7 protein-coding genes are annotated in these 15,537 nt (G+C 50.6%); 2 read left to right on the top strand and 5 right to left on the bottom strand.

Translation table 11 applies throughout. The features are described 5' to 3' along the window. Positions 1-2 precede the first annotated feature (2 nt). Positions 3-1,235, top strand: a complete 1,233-nt coding sequence (locus NX722_RS10765; protein ID WP_262567969.1) for a glycosyltransferase family 9 protein — start codon at positions 3-5, stop codon at positions 1,233-1,235. A gap of 113 nt (positions 1,236-1,348) precedes the next feature. Continuing rightward, positions 1,349-1,678 carry a helix-turn-helix domain-containing protein gene (locus tag NX722_RS10760; protein WP_262567968.1) on the top strand — a complete coding sequence of 110 codons (330 nt, stop codon included), beginning with the start codon at positions 1,349-1,351 and terminating at the stop codon, positions 1,676-1,678. 256 nt (positions 1,679-1,934) lie between these two features. Here NX722_RS10760 and NX722_RS10755 read toward each other — a convergent pair whose 3' ends face one another. The 5 genes from NX722_RS10755 to NX722_RS10735 all read right to left on the bottom strand — a co-directional run bounded on the left by NX722_RS10755 (position 1,935) and on the right by NX722_RS10735 (position 15,511). After that, positions 1,935-2,207 (bottom strand): HU family DNA-binding protein, encoded by a 273-nt coding sequence (locus NX722_RS10755; RefSeq protein WP_262568641.1) that lies wholly within the window; start codon positions 2,205-2,207, stop codon positions 1,935-1,937. A 104-nt stretch (positions 2,208-2,311) separates the two neighbouring features. Beyond that, complete coding sequence (locus NX722_RS10750; RefSeq protein ID WP_262567967.1) at positions 2,312-9,766, bottom strand: hypothetical protein; 7,455 nt, start codon at positions 9,764-9,766, stop codon at positions 2,312-2,314. A gap of 249 nt (positions 9,767-10,015) precedes the next feature. After that, entirely contained in the window at positions 10,016-11,386 is a 1,371-nt protein-coding gene (locus NX722_RS10745) for an HlyD family type I secretion periplasmic adaptor subunit (protein ID WP_262567966.1), read from the bottom strand. After that, a complete protein-coding gene (locus tag NX722_RS10740; protein WP_262567965.1) occupies positions 11,383-13,545 on the bottom strand; it encodes a type I secretion system permease/ATPase in 2,163 nt (720 codons plus the stop codon). Before NX722_RS10740 ends, NX722_RS10745 begins: the two co-directional genes overlap by 4 nt. A 545-nt stretch (positions 13,546-14,090) precedes the next feature. Further along, positions 14,091-15,511, bottom strand: a protein-coding gene (locus NX722_RS10735; RefSeq protein WP_262563791.1) for an ISNCY family transposase whose coding sequence is annotated in 2 segments (ribosomal slippage) — positions 14,091-15,067 and positions 15,067-15,511 — 1,422 coding nt in all. Because the reading frame shifts where the segments join, the coding sequence is not laid out codon by codon here. Positions 15,512-15,537 lie beyond the last annotated feature (26 nt).

Here is a 15,537-nt window from a genome sequence, read left to right as displayed (position 1 = left end):
CCATGAAAGTAGATACCATGAGGGTAATCGACCACTATGTTGGTGTGCCGTTGTGTTTTCTGTTGAAGCTGTTGTTTAAAGTTAAAGAACTGATTTTCAGGCCAAAGGAAAAACAGCCTGAGAATGTACTGTTTATTGAGCTGTCTGAAATGGGCAGTGCGATCCTGGCCGACCCGGCAATGCGCTGGCTGAAAGATCAGGGCAAAACACTGCACTTTGTTATTTTTAAAAAAAATGCGGCCAGCCTGAAGCTGCTGAACACGATTCCTGCTGAGCAGATTTTTACGATTCGGCCAGACAGTTTATTTACGCTGGCGTATGATAGCCTGCGATTCTTGGTCTGGTGCCGTCAGCGTAACATTGATACAACGATTGATCTGGAACTGTTTTCCCGCTTTACGGCGTTGTTGTCACGACTCTCCGGGGCGGTGAATCGCACGGGTTACCATGGAGTGCATGAAGAGGGTTTGTATCGGGGCAACTTCCTGACTCATCCGGTTATGTATAACCCTCATCACCATATTTCTCTGAACTTTATGGCGTTGGTTCAGGCTTGTCTGGGGGAGAAAGGGCAGCCTTACCAGAGGAAACTGCTGGACCAGAATGACATCGAACTGGCGCGTGCTGAGGTGGATGATCAGCTTAAAGAGTCGGTGCTGAGCAAGCTGGTGGATTTGAAGCCGGACTTCAGCACCGACAAATTCAGAGTGATGCTGGTTAACCCGAATGCCAGTGACCTGTTACCTCAGCGTCGCTGGATGCGGGATCGTTATGCCAGTGTCATTAGCCGGGTACTGGATGAATATCAGGATATTCTGGTGGTGATTACCGGCGCGCCTGCTGAAAAAAACGGGGCTGAAGAACTTAAGCAGATGGTTAGCCATGAACGTTGTGTTAATAGTGCCGGCGTGTTTACTTTTGCAGAGCTGGTACCACTGTATTCAGTTTCCTACCTTATGCTGTCGAATGACTCCGGGCCACCACACTTTGCGTCGGTCACTGATCTTAAAACCTTTGTTATTTTTGGTCCGGAAACTCCAAAGCTGTACGGGGCATTGGGTAACTCAACACCTATTTATGCCGGGCTGGCCTGCTCTCCCTGTGTCAGTGCAGGGAACCATCGAAAAACCACCTGTTTTGATAACCAGTGCCTGAAGGCGATCAGTGTGGATGAGGTGATGAATACCATGAAGCCAACACTGGACGGACAGATGATCACGCAGCAAAGAGCATGATTCATGAAGCAGCGAGCAGTATATGACTGCTTAATCGCAACATTTCATTACCGGGTGATGTGTTACACTGATTTTTAATAAGAGGTTTAATTTTCGTACACGAGAATTCATGGATGAACCTGACAACACGAATATTGCGAGCGCGTAAGGAAAAGCGCTTGTCGCAACAGGCTTTGGCTGATTTGATTGGGGTTTCCCGTAGCGCTCTGGCACAGTGGGAAACGGAAATGAGCAGCCCGAGCCTGGAAAATCTGCGCAAGATGGCAGAAATTCTGGAAATCTCTTTTGAATGGTTAGCCACAGGGCGGGGTAATCAGTATCTGACATCACCGGTTGATTCGATCTGTGATACGGAAGTCGATAGTGAAATTTTGCGAGCATTAAACCGGATGAACCTGAAGAAAAAAAGAGCCATTCTTAATGTCATGAAGGCTATGGCCTGACTGGTACACTTCACTCTCTTTTTACTGTTTATGGACAGGGCAGAATCATTATGATTTGCCCTGTTTTTGTGGTTAAGAAAACGCTATTGGGTATTGTTTAACCGCCCCAAAAGCCATGCTCATGATGAAGCTAATAAATTTGATTGGTATCAATAGAAATTCGAACACTTGATGGCTATGAGGCTTGTTGTTTAATACTTCAACGGACGAATAATTTGAAAGCCAGGTAAGAAGAAAAATAAATAATTAATTATTTTTACTTAATGGCTTCCTTCAGTTTATTTCCCGGTTTAAATTGGGGCATTTTACAGGCAGGAATATGAATTTCCTGACCGGTTTGGGGGTTTCTTCCTTTACGGGCTGCCCGATCCGTCACCGAAAATGTACCAAAACCAATCAGCTGCAGGGCGTTTCCCATAGAAAGAGAGTCCTGAGTTTGATGCATAAAGGTATTGACGACCAGCTCTGCTTTATTTTTTGATAAACCAGACCGCTCGGCTACCTGTTCAACAAGTTCTTTCTTGTTCATGTTCAAGCTCGGATTTATTACCTGTGAGTGGAACAAGAATCCCGGGTTATAACCAATAAGGTTATAACCCGGGGACCAGAATTCCTGATTAAGCAGGAATAGAATTAAGTATGCTGATAATAAGTGATCTGACCATCCAGGCTAAGAGCAATCGCAGGGTTATTATCAACTGTATTGATAGTGACCAGAGGATCATTTGTGCAAGAAGGATCTTTTAGAATGCAAGGATCCTGAAGTTGAACCTGGTGTTCAGTACCTTGCTGCGCCGAGCCTTCGCTCATAAGCTGGTGCAGCTTAGCGTTCATGTCAGACTCTTGCGTTAGGATTTTAAGTGCCTTCAGACCATTCAGGTCTATGATCGTAGAATAGTCGATATCATAGCTATTGATGATTGTGCCTGGCTCAGTAACAAGATGCCGGTCTTCTAAAATGCAGTTTGGATCGCCTTCAGAAGGCGAGTAAGACTGCTCTTTTCCGACACCAAAACTGATACCGCTACCCAATGGGGAAGCCGATGAATCAAATTTAATAATACCGTCAGGCATTGAAACGTCTTTATCTGCACCCCTGATAAGGTCGGACTCTGTACGGTCAAAATGCAGCTCAAACTTATGTGCGGCTTTGGGATCAGCAGGCTGCACAGTCAGTGTCGCAAGATTTTCAGCACTGACGCCGTCTAGCTTGTAAACATTATCACCAGAGGGAGACACATCCTGAGGATCAAGACTTGTTCCCTTGTACTTGACGGTAAAGCTTGTACCCAGAGATTTATTTGAAACATCAGGCTGGAGTTGCAAGTAGAGAGAGCTGTCAGGTGTCAGCTTGCTTCCCATTATTTCATTAATCATCAGGCCGGCAGGGAATTCACTTTCGTAGAAGCAAATGTCTCCATCAGGACAGTGCCAGTGAACATGAGCATAAGCTGATGATTCATTGGGTATTTCCATGTTAATTGGATAGGCTGTAAAGTTATCCAGAACCGCATCCAGGTACTCAAACTCATCGGGGCTGTCAGATTTAGTGACACCACCCAGAAGTTCTATGGGATATTCACTGACTGGTGAGTTTAAAATAGTCCCATGTACCATCAGTGCCTCTTTACCTTTGACTGAGCTTCCATCCTTGGAAATTTCAGCCTGCTTGCCGTCGATTAGCATACGATAAGTCGACATATCCTGCTTTGCCAGGAGGTTTCGACTGATACAAACCGAATGCCATTGACCATCTGCAACGACAGGTTCGGCAAAGTAACCACTGTTGTGATCAGCGATACCAATTTGCCCTTTTTCGTTAAAAGCGCCAAACAGGTGGGTTTTAGCACCAGTGTTTGATGTTTGGTCGTAGTAACCGGCAAGGGCTGGGTATAGTTGGTTGCTTGTTAAGGCTTTTGCTGAAGTTTTAATATCAAAACAGATCGTATAACTATCGTTAAACAGATCTTTGAAGTCCTGGATTTGTAAAGACCCCTTGCCAAGTTGCAAACCAGAACCTACTGATCCCTGTACTTGATTAACAGAGCCTAAGACCATTGCATAAGCAGGGTAGCTTTGTGAAACAAGAATATCCTGCCCTGGTTGTATATTATCAAAGGTGTAATGGAGTGATGGTGTTTCTACGCCAACGAACACTTCTTCACTATGTTCCAGGCCTTCAGCTTTGAATCGGATTGTGGCGGGCTTCAAATGCTCCTTTGAGAGATCAATCTTTAAATTGCCTTTCTTTGTATAGTCGAGAGGCTGTTCAAGAATAGCCTTGCCACTGTCATCAAGCTTGGTCGGTTTAATGTAAGGTCTGTCTTGAATTTTCTGCGGCTTACCTTTGACAGTCACAGTGTCAGTATCAAGAGTGACCAGAACCTTAGCGCCTGGCTGAACTGGAGAAGTGAGTTCCACCTTCCATGGTTCCAGACCATCTTTGTTATTGCATTTACCACTGCATTTAGCGGCATACATAACGATGTGGTGACCATAAACGCCAGCCCCACTCAGAGCCTTCAGGTTTCCAATACTGCTATCCCTTGCATCACCATCAACAACTAACGTTTCCTGAAGTTCCGGAACATTGGGCAAAAATTTGGCATTTTTTGCTTCTGCTGCGTCGTCCATTGCATGGAGGCTGAGTTGTGCCTTCTGTTTAAGCAAGAGATTATTAAGCTCAATACTCCATTCATGGTTTTTTGCTCTACCTGTGATTATGCCGCTATTTTTATTAATCGTATTAACATTATCTCCCGTCAGTTTAAGTTGTACCCTGCCTCTTGGAAGAGGGTGGGTACCTTTAAGCACGATAGACTGGGCGTCCGTCTTTAGATCAGAAGTCACCGCAAAATCATAAGCAACAGGTTTAGGCAGGGCAGGCGTTGTGTAGCTGGTGTCCAGTAACGAACCGGTGTTCTGCAGTTCGTCGGTCGCGGACAGATGAAGCTGATAGGTTTGTTCGGGCTTCAGGCCATTGATCTGGACACTGAAATCACCGTTGTTGATGATGCCGGTAAAGGACTTCTGGATACTCGGTATCCCGACCGTCACGGTGCCTTGTGATTCTGGCTGACCGCCCTGGTCGAGCGCCTTACCGGTCAGGGTGCAGGACCCGGCCGTCAGCTGGAAGTTCGGGTCAATGGTCAGCACCGGACCGGTCTGGTCGACAGTGATGGTCTTGTCGGTCAGGGCAGCGGGCTGAAGACCTGTCGCAGTGGCAGAGAGTGACGCGGTGTACTGACCCTCGGCCACTGTTTCACTGACGACGAAGAAACCTTTAGCGTCAGCCGTAACCTCTTTTCTGACGGGCTGGCCGGAGGCCGTGGTCAGGGTCAGGGTCACCGTGGCGCCGGACGTCGCTGTCCCTTCCCACTGCAGGAGATTGTCGCTGGTGTGGCTGTCAGGCGCCTTGGCGAGTTGCAGGTCAGTGACCGGCAGGGCAGGCGTTGTATAGCTGGTGTCCAGTAACGAACCGGTGTTCTGCAGTTCGTCGGTCGCGGACAGATGAAGCTGATAGGTTTGTTCGGGCTTCAGGCCATTGATCTGGACACTGAAATCACCGTTGTTGATGATGCCGGTAAAGGACTTCTGGATACTCGGTATCCCGACCGTCACGGTGCTTTGTGATTCTGGCTGACCGTCCTGGTCGAGCGCCTTACCGGTCAGGGTGCAGGACCCGGCCGTCAGCTGGAAGTTCGGGTCAATGGTCAGCACCGGACCGGTCTGGTCGACAGTGATGGTCTTGTCGGTCAGGGCAGCGGGCTGAAGACCTGTCGCAGTGGCAGAGAGTGACGCGGTGTACTGACCCTCGGCCACTGTTTCACTGACGACGAAGAAACCTTTAGCGTCAGCCGTAACCTCTTTGCTGACGGGCTGGCCGGAGGCCGTGGTCAGGTTCAGGGTCACCGTGGCGCCGGACGTCGCTGTCCCTTCCCACTGCAGGAGATTGTCGCTGGTGTGGCTGTCAGGCGCCTTGGCGAGTTGCAGGTCAGTGACCGGCAGGGCAGGCGTTTTATAGCTGGTGTCCAGTAACGAACCGGTGTTCTGCAGTTCGTCGGTCGCGGACAGATGAAGCTGATAGGTTTGTTCGGGCTTCAGGCCATCGATCTGGACACTGAAATCACCGTTGCTGATGATGCCGGTAAAGGACTTCTGGATACTTGGTATCCCGACCGTCACGGTGCCTTGTGATTCTGGCTGACCGCCCTGGTCGAGTGCCTTACCGGTCAGGGTGCAGGACCCGGCCGTCAGCTGGAAGTTTGGGTCAATGGTCAGTACCGGACCGGTCTGGTCGACAGTGATGGTCTTGCCGGGCAGGGCAGCGGGCTGAAGACCTGTCGCAGTGGCAGAGAGTGACGCGGTGTACTGACCCTCGGCCACTGTTTCACTGACGACGAAGAAACCTTTAGCGTCAGCCGTAACCTCTTTGCTGACGGGCTGGCCGGAGGCCGTGGTCAGGGTCAGGGTCACCGTGGCGCCGGGCGTCGCTGTCCCTTCCCACTGCAGGAGGTTGTCGCCGGTGTGGCTGTCAGGCGCCTTGGCGAGTTGCAGGTCAGTGACCGGCAGGGCAGGCGTTGTGTAGCTGGTGTCCAGTAACGAACCGGTGTTCTGCAGTTCGTCGGTCGCGGACAGATGAAGCTGATAGGTTTGTTCGGGCTTCAGGCCATCGATCTGGACACTGAAATCACCGTTGCTGATGATGCCGGTAAAGGACTTCTGGATACTCGGTATCCCGACCATCACGGTGCCTTGTGATTCTGGCTGACCGCCCTGGTCGAGTGACTTACCGGTCAGGGTGCAGGACCCGGCCGTCAGCTGGAAGTTTGGGTCAATGGTCAGTACCGGACCGGTCTGGTCGACAGTGATGGTCTTGTCGGCCAGGGCGAAGGGCTGAAGACCTGTCGCAGTGGCAGAGAGTGACGCGGTGTACTGACCCTCGGCCACTGTTTCACTGACGACGAAGAAACCTTTAGCGTCAGCCGTAACCTCTTTGCTGACGGGCTGGCCGGAGGCCGTGGTCAGGGTCAGGGTCACCGTGGCGCCGGGCGTCGCTGTCCCTTCCCACTGCAGGAGATTGTCGCTGGTGTGGCTGTCAGGCGCCTTGGCGAGTTGCAGGTCAGTGACCGGCAGGGCAGGCGTTGTGTAGCTGGTGTCCAGTAACGAACCGGTGTTCTGCAGTTCGTCGGTCGCGGACAGATGAAGCTGATAGGTTTGTTCGGGCTTCAGGCCATTGATCTGGACACTGAAATCACCGTTGTTGATGATGCCGGTAAAGGACTTCTGGATACTCGGTATCCCGACCGTCACGGTGCCTTGTGATTCTGGCTGACCGTCCTGGTCGAGCGCCTTACCGGTCAGGGTGCAGGACCCGGCCGTCAGCTGGAAGTTCGGGTCAATGGTCAGCACCGGACCGGTCTGGTCGACAGTGATGGTCTTGCCGGGCAGGGCAGCGGGCTGAAGACCTGCCGCAGTGGCAGAGAGTGACGCGGTGTACTGACCCTCGGCCACTGTTTCACTGACGACGAAGAAACCTTTAGCGTCAGCCGTAACCTCTTTGCTGACGGGCTGGCCGGAGGCCGTGGTCAGGGTCACCGTGGCGCCGGGCGTCGCTGTCCCTTCCCACTGCAGGAGGTTGTCGCTGGTGTGGCTGTCAGGCGCCTTGGCGAGTTGCAGGTCAGTGACCGGCAGGGCAGGCGTTGTGTAGCTGGTGTCCAGTAACGAACCGGTGTTCTGCAATTCGTCGGTCGCGTACAGATGAAGCTGATAGGTTTGTTCGGGCTTCAGGCCATTGATCTGGACACTGAAATCACCGTTGTTGATGGTGCCGGTAAATGACTTCTGGATACTCGGTATCTCGATCGTCACGGTGCCTTGTGATTCTGGCTGACCGTCCTGGTCGAGCGCCTTACCGGTCAGGGTGCAGGTGCCTGCTGTAGGCTTGAAGCCGGGGTCGACTTGCAACACCGGGCCGGTGCGATCAACGGTAACATTGCTGCCAGTCAGGCTTGCATCCTGATAACCGCTGGCTGTAGCGTTCAGGGCAGTGCTGTAGTTACCTTCATTCAGTTTCAACGCTATGGTAAAGAAGCCCTGATCATCAGCATCAACAGTTTGCTCAACAACATCGCCTTTAACGGGTGTCAGAGTCAGGGTAACTTTGGCATCAGGGGCTGCACCAGAACCTTTCCATTCGGTCAGGAGAAGGTTCGTACGTTCTGCCGGAGCGTCATCTATGGTCAGTTGCATTTCAGGCATCACAACTGTAAATGAATCCTGTTCTATCGCCGAGCCTGGCAGACCGGCCTGAGTCCCTGTGAAAGTTACTGTATGTCGTTCGAAGTCGAATGCTTCGCTGAATTGATAGCTCCAGGTATTGTCAGCCTGAACGGTAATGGTGTCTGTTTTACCAGCAAAGCTGATTTGCAGCTTACCCTCGTGAGGGAATGTGCCTGTCCATTCCGGATTGGCATTCGCTGATGAATCGTCCGGGCGGGTAAGAATGACCAGCTCAGGTTTTGGAGGCTGATACTCGAAGGTATAGTCCTGAGGGTTGCTTGCATTACCGGCCACATCAACAACGCTCACTTCAGCCCGATACTCGCCTTGCTCGGGTACAGTCGCTGTCGCCTTGAAAACTCCGTTTTCTACTGTTGCAGCTGTGGAAACACTGACTCCTGGTTTGAAAACATTGACGAGTTTGATTGAAACAGTGCTGCCGTTCTCGTCGCATTGACCAGTAAAACTGACGTCAGAGTCTTTATAGATGCTTTGAAGCTGGTCCAGGTTGATAATTGCAGGGGTCGTATCGAGTGTTATCGTTTCTTCTACAGTGTCAGACTCACCTTCATTGTTGGTATAAATGGTTTTTAGCTGGCAGTTATAGACACTGTCTCCAGCCAGGGTAACAGGGAACTCTGCCAGACCGTCCTTATTGACCGTTGATTCAAGGTCTTTGCCCAGAATGGTAAGAACAACCGTTGCATCCGGTTGTGACTTCACGGTAAGCAACAGGTCTTCTGAGTTGGTTATGGCGTCAGTGTCGCTGATGCCGGTATCTGGCTGGATTTGAAAATCGTAAGGGGTGGACTGAACCAGTAGTTTTGCCGTTTTATGTACTTCGACACCGGCCACACTGACCGATGATGCAGTGAACTCTGCTAATCCGTCGTTCAGGTTGGTGACAGCCTGTGACCATGTTCCTTTGTCATCAGCGGTGATGTCCCAGCGGTTGTTACCCTGAGTCAGTATGAATGTCAAACCGGGGGTTGCTGTACCTGTGATGACAGCTGCTTTGTTATAAGTGACAAAGTTATAGTTGTCATCACTTGCTGGATTATCGAATTCCAGATGAGTACCAGCCGGGGCTGTACCACTGATGGTCAGTTCTTTTTCTGAGGTGATATTGTCATCACCTGAACCCGTATTGGGTGCAAACGAAGTGATATCTGGTGCTGCCGGAGGTAAAGGCGTTTCATCAGGCGCAACCGATTTATGGTTGCGCTCAACGGTTACTGTTTCACCGGCAGCGGATGATGGAGCCTCTGCTTCTGTTGTTGACGCTTTGATGGCGTCACTTCTGGAGGCAACCTGTTCTGCCATTTTGGTCACAATTTCTGTGGCGTCAGCCTGGGGGGCTTCTCCTCTGTCTGCATTTACAATTTCAGGGGGTTCCGATATTCCCTGTTTGGCAGGTGTTGGAGAGGGCGTCGATGTGTCTGGGCGGGCAACAGGTTTTGCCAGTGGCTGCTGGATCGGCGTTGCCTCAGAGGGTCTTTCCGGGGTGGTTGTGATCTGTTCAGCGGCTTTAACCAGATTTTTTATTCCGGGATCCTGTGTCGCATCAGATGATTCTGTCAGTGCGGTGCTGAGGCTGGCTTCACCCTGGCTGTCATACTTCAGGGTCTTGTTTGCCTGCTTAAAGACAATTTTGCCGCCGTCACCGACAATAATTCTGGCATCAGAAGGTATTTTATCGCCTTTCTTAAGCTTTATGTCATTACCGGACTGATCCTTGATGATGACATCACCTTTGACGCCAATGAAGAAAACCGGTGCATTTTGTGGATTATAAACTGGGGCCATTTTATACCTCGACAACCATTAAACTGCTGACAACTTCATGTCAAAATTCTTTATCTGGCTGATGAATCAGTGTTATTCACCAAGCCTCGTTTTTCTGAAATTTCGTTCAGGCACCTGTCGTTGAAACGATGTCGTTATAACGATGCAGGTGCAGCGATGTAAGGTGCAGCGATGAAGGTGCTGTGATGCAGGTGTATCTGCGCAAACTGCATACCTTGACTCAGGTTATTGCTCAGATTATTTTCTGAATCAGGGTTCCCTCATGGCATTCTTCCTGGCACGAATAATTGGCTTCAGTATGTAGTCCAGCACTGACTTCTTTCCGGTCAGAATATCTACACTGGTCTGCATTCCCGGAATGATCGGCAGTGGTTTTTCGGAGCTGCCAAGGTGGCTTTTTTCCGTTCTGACCCGAACAATATAGAAGCTTTGGCCGTTTTCGTCCTGAATCGTATCGGCGCTTATGTGTTCGACCTGTCCTCTGAGGCTGCCGTAGACCGCAAAATCATAAGCTGTGACTTTGATAATGGCGGGCTGATCCAGTCGCAGAAAAGCAATATCCTTCGGGCGGATCTGCGCTTCGATCAATAGCTGATCCTGAAGTGGAACCACCTCCATTAATTCCATGCCGGGCTGCACAACACCGCCCAGGGTATTGGAGTTAATCTTTTTTACTGTACCGTCGACCGGTGAACGCACCAGCGTTCGGTTAACCCGGTCTTTCTGAGCCGTCAGATGCTCTTCCAGCTGGGCCATGCGGATACCGTTTTCCTTCAGTTCGTGCAGTGCTTTCTGGCGGAAGTTCAGTCGCAGCTCCGGTTCTCGTTGCTGCGCTGCCTGTAACGCCGACTCCAGTCTTGGAATAGCCAGTCTGGCACCGTCAAGGTCGCCGGCCAGTTCGTTCACTCTCTGCTCCAGTCGCAGAAGCTCGACTTCTGAAACGGCTCCCTGCCTTGCCAGCGGTCTGGTGAGCTCCAGCTCACGACTGGCCAGCTTCAGACTGTTTTTCAGGTGTTTTTCTCTGGAGCGCATTTCGCTCAGTTCCTGACGACTCTGATTAACCTTTTCCTCCGCAATCGTCAGCTCAGTCTTCAGCGTCATTAGACGGTTATTAAACAGATTGGTTTCCCGAATGATGTCTTTATCCTGATCTTTAACGTCGTCGCCAAAATACAGGTCGGCACCATCACTTTCGCTGCGCAGACGATAAGCGGTCGCTTTAAGGCTGGAATATTCAACTTCAGATTCCCTCACAACAGACAGAAAGCGCGTGTTGTCCAGCTGCATCAGTGACTGATTTGCTTTAACCCGGTCGCCTTCACTGACGTAGATATCCGAGATGATGCCGCCTTCCAGGTTTTGTATAACCTGTACCCTTGAAGATGGCACCACTTTGCCGACACCCCGGGCAATTTCATCCAGTTTGGCAAATCCTGCCCAGATCAGAAAAAACACCACGGTGGCCATGCACAGGTAAATGAGTGCGCGCCCGCCTCTGGGTGACTGGGTCAGGATGGCAGCACTGGTGTCTGGCATGTAGTCCATGGACAATTGCTGCTGACGGTAGTGGTTAATACCTCCCAGAAAACGCTGCCATGCGGTTCTCAGTTTGTTTTTCATAGCGTCACCTTTCCCTGTTCCAGAGCTTCAATGACTTTTTCCTTAGGTCCGTCAGCAATCAGGTTGCCGCGATCGAAAACGATGATACGATCTACCAGATCGAGCATACTGCTCTTGTAGGTGGTAATGATCAGAGTCTTGTCTTCGGCCAGCTCTCTGAGGCGTTCCCGGAACTGATATTCTGCGAGGCTGTCCATGGCACTGCAGGGTTCGTCAAACAGTAAAACACTGGGATTGCTCAACAGGGCTCTGGCAAGTGCAACGCTCTGGCGCTGGCCGCCGGACAGGTTACTGCCCCGCTCGGCAACAGGCATTTGCAGACCGAGGGGGTGAAGGTTGGTAAATTCAGTGACGCCGCATAACCCGGCGACTTCCAGAACGGCTTCGTCGTCGACATAACCGGTTCCCAGGGTTATGTTGTCCCTGACGGTACCAAAGTAGAGTTGAGTGTCCTGTGACACATAGGCTATGCGGTCGCGAAGCTCATGGGGTGAGAGTTGTTGCAGGTCAATGCCGTCAACACGGATATGCCCGCCGGTTGGCGTAAAGAAACGCATAAGCAGGCGCTGGAAAGTGCTTTTTCCGGAGCCCATACGACCAATAACGGCGACCTTCTCACCTGCCTTGATTTCAAGGTTGATGTTGTTAAGTGCCATTCCATGCTGTTTGGGGTACTGGAAGTTGACTCGTTCCAGAAGGATATTTTCAGAGATATCCGGTGTTTTCAGTGAGCTGTTGTGATTCTGCTGTTCAGTGGGCAGGTCCATCACTTTATTCAGGGCGATCAGCGCAGACTTGGCCTGATAGTAGCGGGTTGAAAGCGAGGATAGCTGTGCAATGGGTGCCAGGCTTCTGCCTGAGAGCATAACTGCTGCGATCAGCCCACCCATGCTCAGGCTCTGTTCAACAATCAGATAAACACCGCAGACCACGATGCCAATGGTGACCAGTTGAATGATCAGTGAAGACAGTGTTGCGGCAGAGGTGGTCAGGGAGCGGGTGCGGATATCCCACATGGCAATATGGCCTGTGAGTTTTTCCCAGCGATACTGAAGTTCCCCTTCGGCACTTTTGGCCTTGATGCCTTCAATACCACTTAGGATTTCAACCAGGGCAGCGTGTTTCTGGGTGCTGCTACGCTGGGTGTTTTCTATGGCAGACCGAAGCCCGGGCTGAATAAACCAGCTGTGCAGGGCAATAATCAGAATGCCTGTCAGTGGAACCAGTACCAGAGGGCCTCCAAGCAGACCGACAACGGCAAGAATCAGCAGGGTGAAAGGGAGATCGACCAGGGTAGCAATGGTCGAGGAAGTAATAAATTCACGGATGTAGTCAAATTCCTGCAGATGGCGGGCGAAGGAGCCCACGGATACAGGACGAGCTGAAAACTGTAGTCCTAATGTCTGTTCAAACAGCTGTGCCGACAAGAGAATGTCTGACTTTTTACCGGCAATATCAATAAAGTGTGACCGGGCTGTTTTCAGCAGGTAATCAAGAAAATAGGCAACACCTGCACCGATGGCCAGCACCCATAAAGTGTCTGTCGCGTTATTGGGTACCACGCGGTCATAGACGTTCATGATGAACAGTGGGCTGACAATGACGAACAGGTTGACGACCACTGAGGCGATGATGACGTCACGATAGATTTTACGCGAGCGCAGCAGGGTTCCCCAGAACCAGTGACGTTCTGGCAGGTTCAGTGTTTCCGGGGTTCTTTCATCGTACTGGTGTTTTTCCTTGACGAAGATAACCTCGCCGGTCATCTGCTGTTCCAGTACGGTACTATCAACCAGTTCGCTACCTCCGGACTCCGTAGTCAGTACCCGGTACTGCTCGCCGACCCTGTCGGTAATCAGGCATGCACGATGGTTGTTAAGCAGTAAAACGGCAGGAAGAACCAGGGCGCTGAGCTGAGCCAGATGGCTCTTAAGAGGCCTGGCTGACAGCCCAACCCGTTCAGCGGCCCTGATAAACAGTGGAACATCAAGCTGCCCGTTTTCAAGGGGCAGGCCTGCAACAAGCGTACTGGATGAAGCGTTTATGTGATAATGGCGGCAGAGTTGCAGCAGGCATTCCAGCAAAGGGCTGGAGTGGCTGAATGTGGTCTGACCGTTCTTTCTTTCCCTGATTTCTGGCTGTTGCATATCTTCACTCATAAACAGTGGTTCCTTCTCACCTGAATGTGGCCAAACGATGAACGCCTGATCTGGTTAAGGCGGAAAGGAACCTGTCTTTGGGATGCCGGTTGAATCAGCAGCAAGCTCAAGCAATGAGCCAGAGACACGAACTCGTAGTTCATCAATGGTAGTTATGACCAGAAAATAAACGGATAGTTCAGAGTACGTTCGTACTAAGCGGCTCGGTGTTCCCCTGATTCATCCAGAAAATAGAGGGAAATTTCTGATCTTTCGAGTCATCAGCGGGTGATGACCTTATTATTAGCCGAATGTCCTTATTAAGAGTCTTATAACGATATGTACTTCTCGGCTAAGTAGTGCCTGTCAGAAAACCTATGAAAATTGAGTCACTGACATTCATCAAACAGTAGAACTGCTCCGCAAGCATTATCAGAGTCTCGCTTATAGGGCACTTCTTGATCAAAGTGCTTGCAAAATAGCCAAAACTGCCATTTTACGAACGTGCAGAACCCTCATGCACCCATGATCAAATTTCGGACGGCAAAAGACTGCTGTCAGTAGGGCTAAAAATCCCGTTCTTGTAAAATCCTGCCCAAGCGCTTCAGGTTGCCACCCACAACCGCAAGGGCAACATAGCGCTTGAAGGCATCAATGCCCTTGTCCGGACATTTATCGAGGCCATTGGCTTCCAGAGCATTAATGTCAGACTCTACGGCGGAATGCTTTCTTTTTGCCCGGGTAAACTCAAGGTGGTGCTCTCGTTTTTTGTCTTCTGCGGAAAGCCTGCCTTTCTTCGGCAGAATGGTTCGTTCCAGAAAGCCATCAAGTTCCTCAAGGTTGGCGGGGCTCCAGAACCCTTTGTCATAACTGACCTGGCTCAGCATGGGAAAGCGTTGTTTTGCTCCTTTTGCGATAGGCACTGCAACCTGATCGTCTGTCTGCTTTTGCATCACATGGTGATTCAGCGTGAAGCCAAACTGGTCTTGCAGTACGCATACCCGCAACCCCAACTCTACAGGAACTCCGGCTTTACCCTTGCTGATCCATTCTGTGTGGGGTTCAAAAATCGAGAACACCTTGTCGCTGTGAGGAATCTGCTGATGCTCGATCACCCGACGATAAATCAGATTAATCTGGTGACGACTGTGGGCAATGTAGTATTTGAGATTCTCCAGCGCAGACTCATCGGGGGCGCTTTTTTCTACCAGGGCAGCTGTGCTTTCTGCCTTGCGGATAATGTCGAGACTGTACTTAATGTATTCAAGGTGTGCCGTTTCAATATCGTGCTGACGTGACCGCTGTTTAAACTCGCAGGCAGCAACGGAATGTTTCAGATTCCGCACCTTGTGATAGCGCTTTCGATGCTGTTTTTTCAGGTATTCCCGCTGACGCCACGCTGGTAACTGGTACTGGCCAGCCAGGGTGGACGCAAACTCAATAGCCTTACGACAGGCATCGTTTAACAGGCTGATGTCTGTGGGAAAATGAACATCGGTCTTGACTACAAACGAATCGGCACGGCCATATAGCGGCTCATCTTTTTTTTAACCAGTTGATGGCCTGCTGCCACGACAATCTGGTTTACCTGGTCCAGTATTTCGGGCGTGAACAGGCTGATATTATCCTGCAATGTCTGGATATGATAAGAGTGCGTGCAGTAAGGACCGTGCCCAAGCATTTTCCGTAGCGTGCCGTGTTCATTGGCCAGCTCCTGAAGACGGTCATAATCACAGTTAGTGACCAGCCGCAGGGTGCCAAACACCAGTATGTTCCAGAGATCCATACCGGGACGACCATTATTACTGCTGGCAGGAATCATACTTTCAAGAACTTGAAAGACCTGCTCTCTCAGATCAGGTGTAACCCATATGTGCTGCAAGCCCCGCAAAAGCCGGGGAATATCATCTCTGGACTTGGGGTTGAATGTGATGGCGGAGATATCAACCTCGCCCAACTGCATTTGTGGATTAATGGTTTGACGCATAAACTCGAAAACAGCCTGTCTGGGAA

This window comes from Endozoicomonas gorgoniicola (genome assembly GCF_025562715.2).
Classification (GTDB): Bacteria; Pseudomonadota; Gammaproteobacteria; order Pseudomonadales; family Endozoicomonadaceae; genus Endozoicomonas_A; species Endozoicomonas_A gorgoniicola.
This window is presented reverse-complemented; position numbering and strand designations above follow the sequence as displayed.